This window comes from Bifidobacterium dolichotidis (assembly GCF_003951975.1).
In the GTDB taxonomy this organism is placed as follows: Bacteria; Actinomycetota; Actinomycetes; order Actinomycetales; family Bifidobacteriaceae; genus Bifidobacterium; species Bifidobacterium dolichotidis.
In genome coordinates this window covers 212,955-230,299 of sequence record NZ_QXGM01000002.1, presented here as the reverse complement: position 1 = coordinate 230,299, position 17,345 = coordinate 212,955, and the positions used below count along the sequence as shown (strand labels likewise).

Genomic DNA, 17,345 nt, shown 5'->3' with positions numbered 1-17,345 from the left:
TGTCCCTCTTGGAATAATGTCTGTTGCATTGTGACCACTTGATATGCCAAAGCGTATAGCCAGTATGAGCTGCGCTTCGTGGCAGACCGAAGATTGGAATCAGGTTTGGCTGAGTTTATTTATCAGATGATCAAGGCACGCAAGGCCTACGGCGACCGCGTGATTCTTGATGACGTTACGCTGAGCTTCCTGCCAGGCGCCAAGATTGGTGTCGTCGGCCCTAACGGTATGGGTAAGTCGACGCTGCTGAAGATTATGGCTGGCTTGGATACCGTCAGCAACGGTGAAGCATCGCTGACCCCAGGATACACGGTCGGCATTTTGCAGCAGGAGCCACCGCTCGATGAAGATAAGACGGTCGGCGAGAACATTAAGCAGGCTTTTGGCGATATCGCAGCTAAGGTGACGCGTTTCAACGAGATTGGCGAAGAAATGGCCAATCCAGACGCTGATTTCGACGCGCTCATGGAAGAAATGGGCAAGCTGCAGACTGAGATTGATGCTGCTAACGGTTGGGATCTCGATTCTCAGCTCGAGCAGGCAATGGACGCACTGCAGTGCCCAGACCCAGATACGCCAGTGTCTGTGTGCTCCGGTGGTGAGCGTCGTCGTGTTGCTCTGTGCAAGTTGCTGCTCGAAGCTCCAGATCTGCTGCTGCTCGACGAGCCTACTAACCACCTCGATGCAGAATCCATTCTGTGGCTCGAGAAGTTCCTGCACCAGTACAAGGGCGCAGTTATCGCCGTTACCCACGATCGTTACTTCATGGATAACGTTGCTGAGTGGATCTGCGAGGTCGATCGCGGTCAGCTGTACCCATACAAGGGCAACTACTCCACGTACTTGGAGACCAAGGCCAAGCGTATGGAGATCCAGGGTGCTAAGGATGCCAAGCTTGCTAAGCGCCTGAAAAACGAGCTCGAATGGGTTCGCTCGAGTCCTAAGGCACGTCAGGCTAAGAACAAGGCTCGTCTGGAGCGTTACGACCAGATGGAGCAGGAGGCACGTAACTCCAAGAAGCTTGACTTCTCCGAGATTCAGATTCCACCAGGACCACGTCTGGGCTCCACGGTTCTTGAGGTCGAGCATCTGCACAAGCAGTTCGGCGACCGTGTGCTCATTGACGATCTTTCGTTCACGCTGCCTCGTAACGGCATCGTTGGTGTTATCGGACCTAACGGTGTTGGTAAGTCGACGCTGTTCAAGACGATTGTTGGTCTTGAAGAGCCAACTTCCGGCACGGTGAAGAAGGGCGAGACGGTCAAGATCAGCTACGTTGATCAGAACCGAGCAGGCCTCGATCCAAACAAGAACCTGTGGGAAGCAGTGTCTGACGGCCTTGACTACATCGAGGTTGGCGGCGTTGAGGTTCCTACTCGTGCTTACGTGGCAAGCTTCGGCTTCAAGGGTTCCGATCAGCAGAAGCTGACGGGCGTGCTCTCCGGTGGTGAGCGCAACCGTCTGAACCTTGCACTGACGCTGAAGCAGGGTGGCAACTTGCTGCTGCTCGATGAGCCTACGAACGATTTGGATGTTGAGACGCTTGAGTCTCTGGAAAATGCACTGCTCGAGTTCCCAGGCTGCGCAGTGGTTATTTCCCACGATCGTTGGTTCCTTGACCGCATTGCAACGCACATCTTGGCTTGGGAAGGTAACGACGAGAATCCAGCAAACTGGTACTGGTTCGAAGGCAACTTCCAGTCCTACCAGGAGAACAAGATTGCTCGCTTGGGTGAAGACGCTGCACGTCCTCACCGCCTACACCGCAAGCTCACTCGCTGAGTTCTAGAGTTTTTCTAGTACTTCAGATCGTCGAGGTACTTTTGAGCCGTCCAATTTGGGCGGCTCTTTTTATTTTTGCTTTCTTCTCACAATTTACTGTTCTTTTCTTCTCACAATTTACTTTTCTTTTCTACACACATAAGACAGTTGCCTTACCTGCGTGCAGTGAAGCGTATCTTGCCTACTTCTCACGCACATAAGACTGTTGCTTTACATGCGGCAGGCAAAGTAATGTGCATGAGTTTCCTTTGCCACAGATAAGCCAGTTGGCTTATGTGTATAGAGAAGCATGAGTGCAGAGAGAAATGGGTGTGCGAAGAGAATGAAGTTGGATATATATCTCAATATGAGATAGGGGAGGGTATCGAATTGTGGCGATGCTAGGGTGTTCGTCACTGCCCTGAAATGTACCTCAATCTGTAATCCTTACATATGGGTATTCAGCATGACCGTTCAGCAGTGATGTTGATCTCAGCGGCAGCGTCATCATAGTCCCGACTAAACGATGAGGAGCTGCAAGCATGTCAACTCATATCGATACTACGTGTGTACAAGGTGGCTATCACCCAGGTAATGGTGAGCCTCGCACGCCTCCTATTGTTGCCTCGACGACGTTCAAGTACACGTCGAGTGAGCAGATGAGTCGTCTTTTCGATCTGTCAGAAAGCGGCTACTTCTACACGCGTCTATCGAATCCAACCAGTGATACCGTCGCGGCTAAGATTTGTGAGATGGAAGGCGGCGTAGCAGCTATGCTGACTTCCTCTGGCCAAGCAGCGAACTTCTTTGCACTATTCAACATCTGTAATGCTGGAGACCACATCGTGGCTTCGAGTGCAATTTATGGTGGTACGTACAACCTCATTAATGTGACGATGCGCAAGATGAATATTTCTTGTACGCTCGTCAATCCGGACTGCACGCCAGAAGAGCTTGAGGCAGCATTCCAGCCAAATACGAGGGCTGTGTTCGCGGAATCGCTTTCTAATCCATCGGTGATGGTACTTGATTTTGAAAAGTTTGTATCGGCTGCACATAACCACGGTGTGCCAATCATTGTTGATAATACGTTCCCGACTCCAATCAACTGCCGACCTATTGAGTACGGCGTCGATATTGTTACGCATTCGACGACGAAGTATATGGATGGTCATGCAACAGTCGTTGGAGGTGCAATCGTTGATTCGGGTAACTTCGACTGGATGGCACATACAGAAAAGTTCCCTGGAATGACTGAGCCTGACGATTCTTACCATGGCGTTACCTATGCCAAGGATTTCGGTAAAGCTGGTTACATCATTAAGGCGACTGCACAGCTTATGCGAGATTTTGGCTCGACTCCTGCACCTATTAATGCTTGGATCCTAGGCACTCATCTCGAGTCTCTGGGCGTGCGTATGCATCGACATTGCGAAAATGCTCAGAAAGTTGCTGAATGGGCAGCACAAGATCCTCGTATTTCTTGGGTAACGTATCCAGGCCTTCCTGGTGATAAGTATCATGCACTTGCTGAAAAATATATGCCGAATGGAACTTGTGGTGTGATTGCACTGGGTATTCCGGGCGGTCGCGATCATGTGTCTGCAGTACTGGACTCACTTAAGCTTGTTTCGATTGCAACGCATGTGGCAGATGCACGTTCGTGTGTTCTGTATCCAGCTGGTACTACGCACCGCCAGTTGACTGATGAACAGCTCGAAGAAGCTGGCGTTGGTATCGATCTGGTTCGCTTGAGCTGTGGTATTGAGAATGCAGAAGATATTATCGCTGATCTTGATCAGGCTCTGACCGCTGCTGAGACAAAGTAACAGTAGTGCTCCTATAAATCTTGTTCCTTATAGATATCATTACTTCCCGCACATAAGGCTCTTACGTTATGTGCGGGAAGTTTTTGTGTGTTGCACTAGCTTTACAGTACTCACATAAACTAAATACCTTACGTGCAAGAAATGTACGAAGGCACAATGCGACTATTCGGGAGCTGCGGATAATACACTGAAAAGTATGCAGCGACCAATTGAAACTAATGTATCTATTCTGAGTAAAGTTGCCCGAGATGCTGATCCAAGCAATCCAGAAGACCTGAGTATTGCTCAGGATCTAAAGGATACGCTCGAAGCTCATCGCGATGGATGCGTTGGTATGGCAGCCAATATGATTGGCGAACCTGTACGCATTATTGCGTTCGTTGATGAGATGCTGGGCGGCAGAATTACCGTGCTATTTAATCCACGTATTACCGCATCCGCAGGGCTCTATGAGACCTCTGAAGGCTGCCTTTCCCTCGATGGCATGACAAACGTACGTCGTGCTGAGCGAATTGAAGTTGATTACATGAATCGTAAAGGCAAGAACCGTCACGCCATATTTGACGGATTCACGGCGCAGATTATTCAGCATGAAGTCGATCATTGCGATGGTATTCTCGTCTGAACTAGCAGGCATGTTTCACCTGGCATAAAGATGTCATGGGGTAAATGCATTTAACTTTTTCAAAATATAACGCGTTTATACGGGTATGAAGCCTTTTTGATTCCTACTACCAATTGGTATTTGCTTCTTCACAAGATCGTGAATATTGATATTAGCCTTGGCTCTCTTATGGATATTCCAAGGAGGTTGGTCCAAGGCTATTCTGTTTTTTATTTCGGGCCAGTATTGTTAACTTCGGTTTGAAGATCCTTGGGCAAAACCTCGGGATCGACGAACTTCTTCGGGTGCGTTCTTTGTGTGGCAGGTGTCCTGACGCACTTCAACCTGGTACGCAAGAGAACAAATCCACACTGCTGACACTGTAGAGTGTGTTTACATATTCACACGGGCACACTGTCATATGGCATTAGCGATGTGACCCGTGAGCTCGTGTGAATTTTATAGCGTATTCTGGCGCTTGAGATTTTCGATTGATATTAGGCTACGTCTCATTTGTAGCCTATTTATCATGCCTGTTTACGCGTATATTCCGCATGTAAGTTGATTCGCTTATGTGCGATGGGGATATGTGGGGTGAAATTTCGACTAACCACACTGTGAGTGGATTGAGTTCGTATTTACTTGCACGCCCTAGATGTGTAGGTAGCAACGCGGCTACACATAAGCATGATCAGAATGCACAGAGAAGGGTATAAAGATGTCTAATGAGCTACGTTTAGCTTCAATTTTCAGCGACGGTTGTGTAATACAGCGAGGCATGCCCCTAAAAGTTTGGGGTTGGGGAACGCCACATGCTGAGGTCGAAGTTACGCTTGGCTCTCAAAATCTTCGTAAGACTATTGACTCCAATGGCTACTGGGAAGTCTGGTTTAAACCAGTACGGGGTAATGAACACTTGTCATTAGTAGCGCAGTCATACATTTCGCTATACCGCAAAGAATATGACGATATTGAGTCTGTTCAACGCCTAAAAACATATAGGCTGCCAGATCCAGAAAATCTACCGGATTATATGGAGGAATGTGCAAGAGACCTTGGTCTAATTTCTTCTGCCGAACGAGTTATGCAGAAGCAAGGTTTATGCATGAGTGAGATCGTGCTGTGTACTTGTTATGTGGGCGAGGTATTCGTTTGCGCAGGCCAGTCGAATATGGAGCTGCCAGTTTCTTGGGCTTCAGCATCTGACCCATCGTTATTGCAGTGGGAAGACTCGTTATTACGACAGTGCAAGATTTTTACGCATGCCCGATTCGAAGGCTTACTTGCAGAGCCACATGAATCTCTTTGGGACAGCTATGTAGGTTCAGAACGCCGTCGATTTTCAGCACTAGCAGCTTGGTTTGGTCGAGCAATGCGGCGTATGTTGGGCGTTCCTATTGGAATTATTAATATTTCTGCTGCTGGTTCACCTATTGAGGCCTGGATGGACCACCGTTCAGCCTCGTCATTCACTCACCTTGGCGATCAGCTCCGCAAGTTTAGAAGTACGCGCTCTGCAAGAGCGCTCGCTGAACAGAGCGTGCAGGACGTTAATGATTGGCGCGAGCGTTGCGTTCAACAGCGTCGTGATGAGCAGGATCTTTCTTGGTTTTCTATTGAACTTCCGGGATCCCTTACATCGCAGTCCGAAGCGTTGAACGAGTACCACGGCGAGCTGCTGATTAAGCGCAATATTGTGCTTCCTAAACGATGCGCCATAGATAATTACAAGCAAGTAAGCGCATTACTTGATCTTGGCACTATGACTGATGCAGATGAAGTGTGTATCAATGGAAACAGTGTGGGACAAACCTCGGATCGCTATACGCCGAGGCTATATTATGTGCCGGCTGGTGTACTTCATGAGGGAATCAATGAAATCGTAATTCGTTTACGTGTGGAAGGGGAAAATCCGCACGTTGCTTATGGCCAGCAAATGGTGTTGCGCGTCGGCGATGGAGCTCAAGATTTAGATAATATCGAAGAGTTATGGAAACCAAGAGATGTTAAGTATTACTTGGCTCGCCGCCATCGCGTAGATCGTTCTCGTGTAGTACGTCGCCAAACTCGTTACGTGAAGGCAAAACGAGCGCTACCTAATGAAGTTGAACAGAAGATTGTTCGTGGGCATGTTCGAGATGGATTCAGCCATGATAAGGAGCTTCCTGAAATCCAGCATATGGATTTCTCGCGGTCGGTGCAGGTAATCGACTTATGTGGGGAATGGCAGTGCGCAGTATTGTCATTGATACCAGACGCATGTCCTTCGGAAGTTGTTGTTGATTGGCAGCCTACGGCTCTCTACTATGGCATGGTCTCTGGGTGCTTTAATTTCGCTGTTCGAGCTGTGCTGTGGTATCAGGGAGAGTCCAATACGGGTGAGGATTGCCGATGGTACCAGCCCATGTTGGAAGCAATGATGAAAGCTTGGCGAAAAAACTGGCAAGTAAAGCAATTGCCTTTCTTTATTGTTCAGCTACCTGAATATGAGGATCAGGCTGCATCATTAGAGGGATGGGCAACAGTCCGAGACGCACAATGGCGAGTTATGGATGCATTCCCAGGTGAGTCACTTATGCTCTGCAAAGAGGAACAAGAAGATGATCAGCTTTCACCACCTTGCACGATGCGTGACTATACGGATTTCATAGCGAAGAATGACACTGACACAGCTATAAAGGTGGACTGTGAAGAGGTGAGTGGTGCTGTAGAAAATGTGGTTACTGTTGTGTCCCTGGGCTGCGGTGATCCTTATGATTTGCATCCTTCAAACAAGCGATCTTTAGGTGAACGTCTTGCTAGCACAGCGATGGCTGTCGTTATGGGTGAGGATGATACAACGCCAACGCCTGTTGCAGTTGGTCTCGAACGCGCACAGCAGAATGGCAAGCCTGTTAAGAACTGGATGCGTGTTGCAGTTGAAGCGGATCAGTTTCACTATGGCAAGGTAGTACGCGTTTTGTGGGATGAACAGCTCTGCACTTACAGTGGAAAAGCACCTCAAGGATTTGAATGGGTGCTCACAGATGGCACTATTGTGCATGCTCAGGCTCGAATTACCCAAGGTGAATTGTGGGTTAAAGATCCAGTAAAACCATGGAATGAGATCCGCCAATTACGTTATGCGTGGATGAACAATCCTCCTCGAGAATTTGTTATCGGAACGAACACTACGCCAATGCCACCGTTCCGGCTGCATAACGAAGGCTGGCCTGAATCAACTGTTGCTTCTGTATAACGAAAAGATTTGATTCGCGCTCCTCTGTTTATGCATATCAACCATTTGCTTTATATGCGGGGAGACAATCCCTAATCACTCCCGCACATAAGACAGGTAGCTTATGTGCGGGGGTAGGGAAGCCCCTTATTTCGCATATAAGGCATGTAGCTTATGTGCGGGAGTAGCGATGAAAAGGGGAAACTCAAAATTAGACAAATTCGTCGAAATATCTAAATACAGGCCTAATTTTTGTATATCGTATGGGTCGGCGTGTCGTGCGGTGATTGGGTATGCATGGCCAATAAGGGGTGTATGAATCTATAGTAAGACATTTTCATTCAATCATTTAACTAAATAGGCAAGAATGTATAAATAATGCGATTTTTTCAACAAATATTAATGGTTGGATAAACGTTCCGAAATAGAAATAAGAAAATTTGGTTCGGAAGGTGACCTATGACTTCTAAATGGAGTAAGAACACAGTGATCGCAACGAATGTATAAAAAATGCGAAAATATTATTGCTTATTCTGAGCATGATGCTACTGTATTAACTAGGTTAATCAATAGAGAATACTGTAAAGGCGCAGGTGATATGTCGAAAACATCGAAAATGAGTTGAAAAGCATGGGCTCAAAACCTGGAAGAACTCCATATGGCGGTAGATAGAAATGCTTCGCATTTTTATAAGCTGCTGCATTATTTGAGTTTTATATAACCTTTTGAATTAATTTATCCAATTAATTATCTACCGAGTGTACTATGCCGGTAGATGTGAAATGCGAAGTATCACAGAAATCAAAATGATTCTGGACTCAAAAGAATCACGAGATTTCTTCTGTACTCAGAGCTGAGCTCGGCCCGACGTTGAGTAGAACAGAAGTGAGCGCATGAACGGACATGTGCTGCTGTGATGGCGCAGTTAACGGAGTAGTTAATAGACGGCAAGGGGGACGGATTGGCTGCATTAAAAAGAATTAATCAGGATGATTTAAGAAACCACAATTTATCAGTAATGATGTCTACGTTACTGAGGTCTGATCACCCTCTAAGTCGAGCTGATATCTCCAAAGAAACGGGACTGACTAAAGCAACAATTTCGTTGTTGACTTCGTTGCTTTTGCAGTGCGGCATTTTGAGTGAAGGAAGGCCTTCGTTTAATGCAACATACGGTCGTCCAAGTACGCCGTTAACGATTAATCGTGGAATTGTTTGCGGTATCGGTATTCAAGTCAACGCGGATGGATACGGCATTATTGCTATCGATTTGGATGGCACAATTCTTGCCGAGCAATGGCGAGGCGCCGATCTGCATCTGGCTGATCCACGGTATATCTTCTCGGACATTGAATACATGCTGCGTGAGCAGGAAGATGTGCTCCGCTTGCATGGTTATCTGATCGCCGGTACGTGCATGGCATTGCCTGGTCTCGTCACCGATGGCAGGGTTCTTGTTGAGGCACGTAATCTTAACTGGCGCAATCTTGATCTGTCGACCGTTCCATTCGTGAATCGAATGCACGTGTTGGCTGGTAATTCAGCAAGTATGGCTGCGGTTTCTCAAATTCCTGGTTATGCAACGCCGATTCAGCCTGATATGCCGCTGAACTCTAATAGCTCGTTCATCTATGTCTCCTCTGATGTTGGTATTGGTGGCGCACTGGTACGTAATGGTGTTCTGATCAAGGGCGATCATGGTTACGCTGGTGAGCTTGGCCATCTATCGGTAGATTTGCATGGTCCAAAGTGCGTTTGCGGCCGTAACGGGTGCTTGGAAGCAATTGCCGGTCGTCGCTCAATGATTAAGCTTGCTGGTGTTGCTGAGGGTGTTGAGGCGGCAAGTCTGGAATCGTATAACGAGTTCCTGCAACTTGCGCAACAGGGACAGCCTGAGGTTATTAAGACTCTGGACCAAGGTGCAGAGGCAATGGCATCGGCATTGGCATCGGTTGTTAATCTTTCTGACATTGACACCATCGTGGTTGATGGCGTGTGGGCAAACGTTGCGGGTAATTATCTGCAGAAGATCCAGGATATGATTCAACAGCAGATTTTGGCTCGTAACAACGTTCAGGTCAAGGTAATGAGTGTCTATGGCCGTGTTCGCCCAGCTATTATCGGTGCGGCACTTACTGGCCTGCACGGTTTCCTTGATACTCCAACGAAGTACATGATTCCGCCGATTATCCTCTGATTTGAGAATGATTTAGCGGTTTCCTCTGCGGTTTTCATTCATGATTTCTCCCCGCGGCTCTGCCGTGGTTTCTTCCGCAGTAACTCCCGCACATAAGCAAGTTGGCTTATGTGCGGGAGTTTTTCTTTAGTTAAAACTCCTCACTGAACATTACCCATAACGCACGTAACGGCGATGCATTGTGCATGCTTAGGGATTCACCGATAAGACGCACGTAACCGAAACGCCTGCTGCAGCTGCTATGGTGTGCTTGGTATTCCCGCCCGGGTTGCGCAGGTCAAGGGATGCCCGCGGAAACAAGTACTGTGCGCAACGGCAGTGGTAGGAGCGTTCTGATGTCAGCTACTCATCCATCCTCAAATAACAAAAGTTCGTATTCGGGTTCATCTAAGATTTCTTCGCTACGTGCGGCCACTGTTCCGGTTCGGCCACTTTCGTTACGTTGGACGACGGCTGATATTGCTGTAGCGGCGGCACTTGGTGTGGCATGTGGTGTGATTTTCTGGGGTTATAACTTTGCATATGCTGCGATTTCCCCATTCCTTGCAGCAATTCTTCCTGGCGTCAGCAGTATTCTTCACGCCGTCTGGTATTTCTCTGGACCACTCGCCATGCTAATCGTGCGTAAACCTGGTGCAGCTATGTTCGTAAACGCTATGGCAGGTGCAGCTGAAATGGTTCTGGGCAATCAGTACGGCATTACACTGACCTTTATTTCTGCTATTGTGCAGGGCCTTTTTGCTGAGGTTCCGTTCTATATCACACGTTTCAAGATTTTTAATCTGCCAATCACTGTAGTCTCTGGCTTCTGCGTTGCAGTTGAGTACGGCTTCTATCTGCTGCTATTCCGCTACCAAGGCGTCGCCTTGCTGAGTCCTCGAGGACTTACCCATATGACTATGGAGATTATTGGCGGCGTTCTGATTGCTGGCGTTTGCACTTGGTATTTGTTTGTTGCGATCGCCCGTACTGGTGCGCTTGATAAGTTCGCTTCCGGTCGTGCTGTTCGTGCTCGAGTTCAGTGAGCAGATATTTTTATTTCTCTGTATAGCAGCAGATACGATAAACGCCCGCACATTCGTTGTTTTGCAACTCTGTGCGGGCGTTTATCTTAACCCGTTCTCTCTTCTAGGCTTTAGTTAACCAACGTATGTGTAGAAATAGAAGAAAGATCTCATATAGTAGACAAGCATAAGTATGCTCACTGCATTTAAGCTACATCGCTTACGTGTGTGAGCCTGCATAAGGAATGTGCCGCACATAAAGCAACTAGCTTATGTGCGGCACATTGAGAAACAGAACAGGCACAAATATGTAACTGTCTGTATTACATGTAATCGGGTAGGCTACAAAAACTCGCTTACATGCGGGAATTAGTTTTCGTGGTAGAACTTCTTGTGATGAAGCTGCAGCCACAGCACACCGACGGCGACAATAACGCCGAACAAGATGAGCATTGTTGCGGAGCTTGCGTAAGCGCCTTCAGGTCCGAGCACGGTATTCCAACCAAATGCATGAGCGGAAATAGGACCGCCGAACAGAGCGATACCAACAGCGCCAGAACCCTGCATTGCCAAATCGTTCATGCCCACACCGCGACCAGTTTGTTCTGGAGGCAGCGTACCGAGCACAGTATTTGCGGTTGGGGAGTAAATCGTTGCCATGCCTGCATAAATCAGTGCAGCGCAGAAGCCGATAAGAATAGGACCAAGGCGCAGGAACAGACCGCCAAGGATGAAGCCTGCTGCCATCATGCCAGCGCCAAGTGTAATAGACCAGCGCTTACCAAGCTTGCTGACGATACGGCCAGAGAAGCAGCCAGTAATCGTTGCAATGATCAGGCCAGGCAGCAGCATCAGCGAAACCTGCGTGCTGGACATGCCAAACAGTGCTGCGCCAAAATCGTTGCACAGTGGCGTGATTGCAAAGTTGATGAAGTAGAAGATAACGATCAGCAGTACCGATTCACGCCATGGCACATTCTTGAAGAATGCAGGAGTGACGAATGGGTCCGTGGCCTTCGAAATATAGATGGCGAACAGCACGAGGAATGCTGCAGAAACAGCCAGCATCCACCAATCGAGTACCGAGAAGAACAGCGTCAGGAACAGGATTGCCATGCCGAACAGACCGAAGCCAGGAACATCGATATGGGTCTTGCCGCCGGTCTTGCCAGGTAGATACTTGATGAGTGGGATCAGGAACACCACAGCAACGACTGGAATGAGGAACAGGAACTTCCAATCGATTGCAGAGAAAACGCCTGCAGAAACGACACCGATTGCGGTTGCAAGCTGGTAATCAGCAGTAAACAGACCGAAGTACAGCAGCTTTTCTCGCTCAGTCAGATAGCGAGCAACAACCACCAGATATACCGAGCCTGCAGTCTGGAAGCCAATCGTCTGGATAATACGGAAGATAATGACGAGGATCAGCGACTCGTGCATGAAGAAGCCGCCGACGGAACCGAATACCAGTGCGATAATGCCGAAGACGGTCATGGTCTTCAAGCTGGCAAAGTCACCGAGCGAACCATAAATGAAGCAGACAATAGCGAGGACAACGCCAGGAATTGCTGTAATCAGTGATGCGTTAGTAGCGGCACCAAGGTCAGAACCAATTTTGGCAAAGACCATGTTGAATGCCTGCAGGCACAGTGCACCAAGCAGATAAATACCGAGCAGAGGGAACAGCGTCTTACGAGCGCGGTTTGCAGTTTCGTTATTTGCGGCAGCGTCGTTCTTGTTGTCATTATTGACATTCAAGTTTTTACCACCATTGTTACCATTCAAAGCGGTTGTGCTTGCGCCGGTCGATTCGTCCGACGAAAGCACGGGTGCTGATGGCGTCGTCATAGCTGCTCCTTGAATTTGTTGTTGCTTCATAGGTTGCTGTCAAGAAAGTTATTCGTAGTAGTGCGCTACGTGTGTTAGTTAGTGTAAGTGGCTTATGTGCGGGACCAATTCCGCTCATATTCAATTACGCTATGTGCGGGGTTCTTCCCGCATGTAACGCAACTATCTTATGTGCGGGGCGATAAACCAACGAAATACAGCGCTTTTATTGCGGTATTAGGAAGTGCATGGCGCGCACAGTAAGAGCATTGCGTTAATAAATGCAGAGAGGTGGTCTTTCAGCCCTCATCCACACGTAACGTATATGTATTACGTGTGGGAACGGACGTTTGTGTAGCTATTTCATATGGTGATAAAACGTTTTCAGATTGGAATATCTAGGTAAGAGAACAGATAAAGGGGTGAGAGTGTCGTGGCGGTAATCCGCATGAGGTTCCATGAGAAAGTGGAGCACCGTCACGGCACGATTCAGGACAGGAGTACGAATGGAAATAAAACTATGTTGTACCCATTAAGGTAACGACGGACCCATTCAGATGGCCTGATAAGGCATAACTTTCGTTGCACGGAGAAACGCCGCGACACCAATACAACGAGCCGTCACAACTCATCATTATTGAGCGTTGCAAGATCTATTCAGCGGCTTCAAACTATCTGGCTTACTTGCTGGGCGCGAGTATGGCATCGCGTCAGCAAGCAGTTCCAAGTGCAGTTTCAAGTAGTGTTACGTGCTAGCCAGAATCGAGCTATTACGACTAGCACGTAACATGAATAGTCCCAGACAATATAACTACTCAATATGGCTACCTCAACGGGTATGTACCAATATGACTACTCAATAATTTCGTGAATAAGCTTGAGTTCTGGCACCTCCTCCTTCTCACCAATTTCAATATTGTTTTCGAGCAGTTCAATAACGTCATCGACGTCTGGACGGTTCGTGTGAATCGTCAGAATGCATTCGCCCTCTTCGACAGGATCGCCGACCTTCTTGTTGAGGACAAGGCCAACGGCGTAGTCGAGCTTATCTTCCTTAGCTGCGCGACCGCCGCCGAGCATCATCGATGCGACGCCCAGTTCATCAGCCTTCATGCCAGTGATATAGCCGGCACGGCGAGCAGGGAGTGGCACATGATACTTGGCCTGAGGCATGATCGAGTAGTCCTCGATAACGCTGCCATCGCCACCTTGTGCCTCAATCATGCGGCGGAACGTTTCCAGAGCCTGGCCATTATCAATCTGTGCCTGCAACAGTTCACGTGCTTCAGCAAGGGTTTCTGCCTTACCTGCCATAACAACCATCTGGCTGCCAATCGTCAGCACGAGTTCCTTAAGATCCTCTGGTCCACGGCCCTTGAGCAGTTCAATAGATTCCTCAATCTCAAGCGCGTTACCAATGGCCTTGCCAAGAGGCTGGTTCATATCAGAAATCACAGCCATGGCGTTCATACCAACGCCCTTACCGATGTTAACCAGCGTACGTGCGAGTTCTGCAGCCTGCTCCTCACTCTTCATGAATGCACCAGAACCAGTCTTCACATCCATAACCAGAGCATCGGTACCACTTGCAATTTTCTTGCTCATAATAGAGCCTGCGATCAGTGGAATAGAATCCACGGTATCGGTCACATCACGCAGTGCATAAATCTTCTTATCAGCAGGTGCAATATTTCCGGTTGCGCCAGCAATAATGCAGCCGACGTCGCGTAATTGCTGCTTAAAGTTTTCTTCGCTGATTTCAACCTGATAACCAGGAATAGCCTCGAGCTTATCGAGCGTGCCGCCAGTGTGGCCAAGGCCTCGACCAGAAATCATTGGAACAGCGATGCCAAGGGAGGCGACGAGAGGAGCCAGCGGAATACTGGTCTTATCGCCAACACCGCCTGTGGAGTGCTTATCGACCTTAATACCGTCAATATCGCTCAGATCAAGCTGATCGCCAGAGTGCAGCATATCCATAGTGAGGCGCTGCATCTCATGCTGGTTCATGCCGTTCAGCCAGATGGCCATCAGCAGAGCACTCGTCTGATAATCAGGAATCGAACCGTCCGTGCATCCTTGCACAAAGAAATCAATCTGTTCGTCACTCAGTGCGTTCTTGTTGCGCTTCGTGTCGATGACGTCCACCATACGCATGGTGTGCCTCCTTTAGTGGGCCGGCAAAGTTGTTCTGCAACGCTGCAGTGATCCCCGCACATAGCGAGTTTCAAAACCGAGCCCGTATGTCGGGCAGAAACAAGTGCGTTATTCTGCCCGACAGGGGTTGTGTTTACTGTTTTTTTATTTCTGTGACACCAACAATCGGTATCAAGTCTCACGCAATGGCCGTTTCCAGCGACAGATGGATCATGTCGTTGAAGCCAGTCTCACGTTCCTTGCTCGTGGTGCTTCCTTCACGGAGCAACAAATCCGAAACCGTCAAAATTGACAGTGCACGGAAGTGATATTTAGCACCCAACAAATAGAATCCAGCGGATTCCATTTCGGTGCCAAGCACACCATAATCAGCAAGTTTTTGAACATCGAGCTCGTCGTTATAGAAGCGATCAGCAGCGAAAATATCGCCTGCGCGTACTGACAGACCCATCTCTTGTGCCTTCATATAAGCCGTATGAAGCAGCTCAAAGTTGGCAAGTGGAGCATAGTGCACGCCTGCTTGGAACGTATTCTCAACAACGTTGGAGTCCGTAGAAGAACCCTGAGCAAGCAAGATATCGCGGATATTCACTGATGGATCGATACCACCGCAGGAACCCACGCGAAGCATCGTCTTAACGCCATACACTGTTGCCAGCTCAGTGACGTAAATAGACAAGCTAGGGATACCCATGCCAGTGCCCTGCACGGAGACTGGATGACCCTTATACGAACCGGTGAAACCTAAGCAATTGCGCACGCCGTTCACTTGACGAACATCGTCAAGGAAGTTCTCTGCAATATACTTTGCGCGCAATGGATCACCAGGCAGCAGTACTACTGGAGCGTAATCGCCAGGAGCGGCTTCATTATGTGGGGTTGCCATAAAGAATGTCCTTTCAGTAATGCGTTTGGTACGAATCCCGGTTTTGTACCCGTATCTGTTCCGTAACCGCGTTACGTGCGGTTATGTCTACTGCTATTAAGGTCAATGATGAGCCAATAGCAGTCACCAATGAGTCACTAATAAGTCATTAGTGAGCAGCAGTAACTACCTCATAAATGACTATGAATAAGGCAGCAAATAACAGCGTTAGCTGCACGGTATAGATAACAAGTGGTGGATTCTTCTCATATGACATTCGAATGTAATCGGCTTATGTGCGGAAGAGGAGGGGTTTGAGCTTATGGCTGCTCAAACTGCGTGTATTGTTCTTACGCTTCTTACTTCTTCTCACGTATATTCACGATGAATTGGGAATGCCTTATGTGCGGGAAGAGTCACACACTACTTCGCGGGATTCTCTCTGTAGTTGTAACAAGATTGTTGCGTACCGATTGGCATGAGCTCTCTCATAACTCGTACCAAGCGCATGATGAATGTTTGTATAGGGCTGAGAAAATGCGGCGTGGAAAAGCAGTGGGGCAAAGCAAATAAAGCTTTTCCACGCCGCAAGTTTTTCAGTTCAGCTCCTGAGGTCAGCTAATAGCCTCGAAGAAGCTCGTTCCATTGCCATTACCCTCAACGTGGAAGTTCTCGAGGATCGTGGCGCCCATATCGGAAGCAGTTGCACGAATACCAAGTGATTCACCTGGGTGCTTCATGCTTGGCGAGTAGGCGAGCAGTGGTACAAATTCACGCGTGTGATCCGTGCCCTCATACGTTGGATCGTTACCGTGATCTGCAGTAATAATGAGCAGATCATCATCACGCATGTTGTCGAGCACCGTGCCAAGTCGACGATCGAAGTCCATCAGAGCCTGAGCATCGCCTTCGGTGTTGCGGCGGTGACCATACATAGCATCGAAATCAACGAGGTTCGTGAAGCACAGACCAGTGAAGTCAAGGCCCATAGCTTCATCAACGTGATCCATGCCATCCATGTTGCTCTTGTTGCGCCAATTACGATCGAAACCGTGGCCAGAGAAGATGTCGTACGTCTTACCAACAGCCAGCACATCAAGACCTGCATCGTGCAAGAAATCAAGAGCGGTTGGCTCAGTAGGCTCCAGACCGTAATCGTGACGGTTCGAAGTGCGCACGAAGTGATCCTTATCTGGACCAACATATGGACGAGCAATAACACGGCCCATAATGATCTCTGGTCCGTTAATCAGCGTACGTGCGTATTCGCAAATGCGGTACAGCTCATCGACTGGAATAACATCTTCGTGAGCAGCAATCTGCAGCACAGAATCACCAGACGTGTACAGAATCAGATCGCCGGTTTCCATCTGGTGCTCACCGTAGTCCTTAATAACTTCGGTGCCAGAGTATGGCTTGTTGACAATAACCTTGCGGCCAGAGAATGCCTCAAGCTTGTCGACGATCTCCTGAGGGAAGCCCTCTGGGAAGAACGACATATCGAAGCGCACTGGCAAGCACATCATTTCCCAGTGGCCATCGAGTGAATCGTTACCCCAGCTCGTGACAGTCATCTTGCCGAAGGAGCCGATAGGCTTCTCAATAGGCTCGACGCCCTCAATTGGATTATCTTCGCGAATGTTACCAAGACCAAGACGCTGCATATTAGGCAGCTTCAGGCCGCCCTTCATATAAGCGCCAATGTGACCCAACGTATCTGATCCGACATCATTGAACTTGGCTGCATCTGGTGCCTCGCCAATACCAATGGAGTCCAGTGCGATCGCAAAAACGCGAGGGTAACGGTAGTCGGTTGGATTCGCCATAGTGGTGTGCCTCATTTCATCGTTGAAACAGAGGAACGTCCGCAGTGCCGCCAGT

General features: G+C 48.4%; 10 protein-coding genes. 6 read left to right on the top strand and 4 right to left on the bottom strand.

Translation table 11 applies throughout. The features are described from left to right. Positions 1-105: 105 nt before the first annotated feature. The 6 genes from ettA to D2E26_RS04765 all read left to right on the top strand — a co-directional run bounded on the left by ettA (position 106) and on the right by D2E26_RS04765 (position 10,633). Positions 106-1,782, top strand: coding sequence for an energy-dependent translational throttle protein EttA (gene ettA, locus D2E26_RS04790; protein WP_125963915.1), 1,677 nt, complete (start codon positions 106-108; stop codon positions 1,780-1,782). A 521-nt stretch (positions 1,783-2,303) separates the two neighbouring features. Further along, complete coding sequence (locus D2E26_RS04785; protein ID WP_125963569.1) at positions 2,304-3,590, top strand: O-acetylhomoserine aminocarboxypropyltransferase/cysteine synthase family protein; 1,287 nt, start codon at positions 2,304-2,306, stop codon at positions 3,588-3,590. Positions 3,591-3,786: 196 nt separating this feature from the next. After that, a complete protein-coding gene (locus tag D2E26_RS04780; RefSeq protein WP_125963568.1) occupies positions 3,787-4,215 on the top strand; it encodes a peptide deformylase in 429 nt (142 codons plus the stop codon). A 1,150-nt stretch (positions 4,216-5,365) separates the two neighbouring features. Beyond that, complete coding sequence (locus D2E26_RS04775; protein ID WP_206432070.1) at positions 5,366-7,432, top strand: sialate O-acetylesterase; 2,067 nt, start codon at positions 5,366-5,368, stop codon at positions 7,430-7,432. Between the two features lie 1,087 nt (positions 7,433-8,519). Continuing rightward, positions 8,520-9,608 carry an ROK family protein gene (locus D2E26_RS04770; protein ID WP_241218879.1) on the top strand — a complete coding sequence of 363 codons (1,089 nt, stop codon included), beginning with the start codon at positions 8,520-8,522 and terminating at the stop codon, positions 9,606-9,608. A 335-nt stretch (positions 9,609-9,943) separates the two neighbouring features. Further along, positions 9,944-10,633, top strand: coding sequence for an ECF transporter S component (locus D2E26_RS04765; protein WP_125963565.1), 690 nt, complete (start codon positions 9,944-9,946; stop codon positions 10,631-10,633). Between the two features lie 348 nt (positions 10,634-10,981). On the opposite strand, the gene D2E26_RS04760 is transcribed toward D2E26_RS04765, so the two are convergent. The 4 genes from D2E26_RS04760 to D2E26_RS04745 form a co-directional block, all read right to left on the bottom strand. Next, positions 10,982-12,463, bottom strand: coding sequence for an MFS transporter (locus D2E26_RS04760; protein ID WP_164515877.1), 1,482 nt, complete (start codon positions 12,461-12,463; stop codon positions 10,982-10,984). Positions 12,464-13,294: 831 nt separating this feature from the next. After that, positions 13,295-14,599 carry a pyrimidine-nucleoside phosphorylase gene (locus D2E26_RS04755; RefSeq protein WP_125963563.1) on the bottom strand — a complete coding sequence of 435 codons (1,305 nt, stop codon included), beginning with the start codon at positions 14,597-14,599 and terminating at the stop codon, positions 13,295-13,297. A gap of 178 nt (positions 14,600-14,777) precedes the next feature. Next, positions 14,778-15,485 (bottom strand): purine-nucleoside phosphorylase, encoded by a 708-nt coding sequence (deoD, locus tag D2E26_RS04750; protein WP_125963562.1) that lies wholly within the window; start codon positions 15,483-15,485, stop codon positions 14,778-14,780. 593 nt (positions 15,486-16,078) lie between these two features. Then, positions 16,079-17,290: a phosphopentomutase gene (locus D2E26_RS04745; RefSeq protein ID WP_241218878.1), complete on the bottom strand. Its 1,212-nt coding sequence runs from the start codon at positions 17,288-17,290 to the stop codon at positions 16,079-16,081. Between the last annotated feature and the right edge of the window lie 55 nt (positions 17,291-17,345).

What these genes read in the sequence shown, in the direction of transcription:
- D2E26_RS04785 (WP_125963569.1), top strand. Translation starts at nt 2,304, where the DNA reads ATGTCAACTCATATCGATACTACGTGTGTACAAGGTGGCTATCACCCA.
- D2E26_RS04780 (WP_125963568.1), top strand. Translation starts at nt 3,787, where the DNA reads ATGCAGCGACCAATTGAAACTAATGTATCTATTCTGAGTAAAGTTGCC.
- D2E26_RS04775 (WP_206432070.1), top strand. Translation starts at nt 5,366, where the DNA reads ATGGAGCTGCCAGTTTCTTGGGCTTCAGCATCTGACCCATCGTTATTG.
- D2E26_RS04765 (WP_125963565.1), top strand. Translation starts at nt 9,944, where the DNA reads ATGTCAGCTACTCATCCATCCTCAAATAACAAAAGTTCGTATTCGGGT.
- D2E26_RS04760 (WP_164515877.1), bottom strand. Translation starts at nt 12,463, where the DNA reads ATGACGACGCCATCAGCACCCGTGCTTTCGTCGGACGAATCGACCGGC.
- D2E26_RS04755 (WP_125963563.1), bottom strand. Translation starts at nt 14,599, where the DNA reads ATGCGTATGGTGGACGTCATCGACACGAAGCGCAACAAGAACGCACTG.
- deoD (WP_125963562.1), bottom strand. Translation starts at nt 15,485, where the DNA reads ATGGCAACCCCACATAATGAAGCCGCTCCTGGCGATTACGCTCCAGTA.
- D2E26_RS04745 (WP_241218878.1), bottom strand. Translation starts at nt 17,290, where the DNA reads ATGGCGAATCCAACCGACTACCGTTACCCTCGCGTTTTTGCGATCGCA.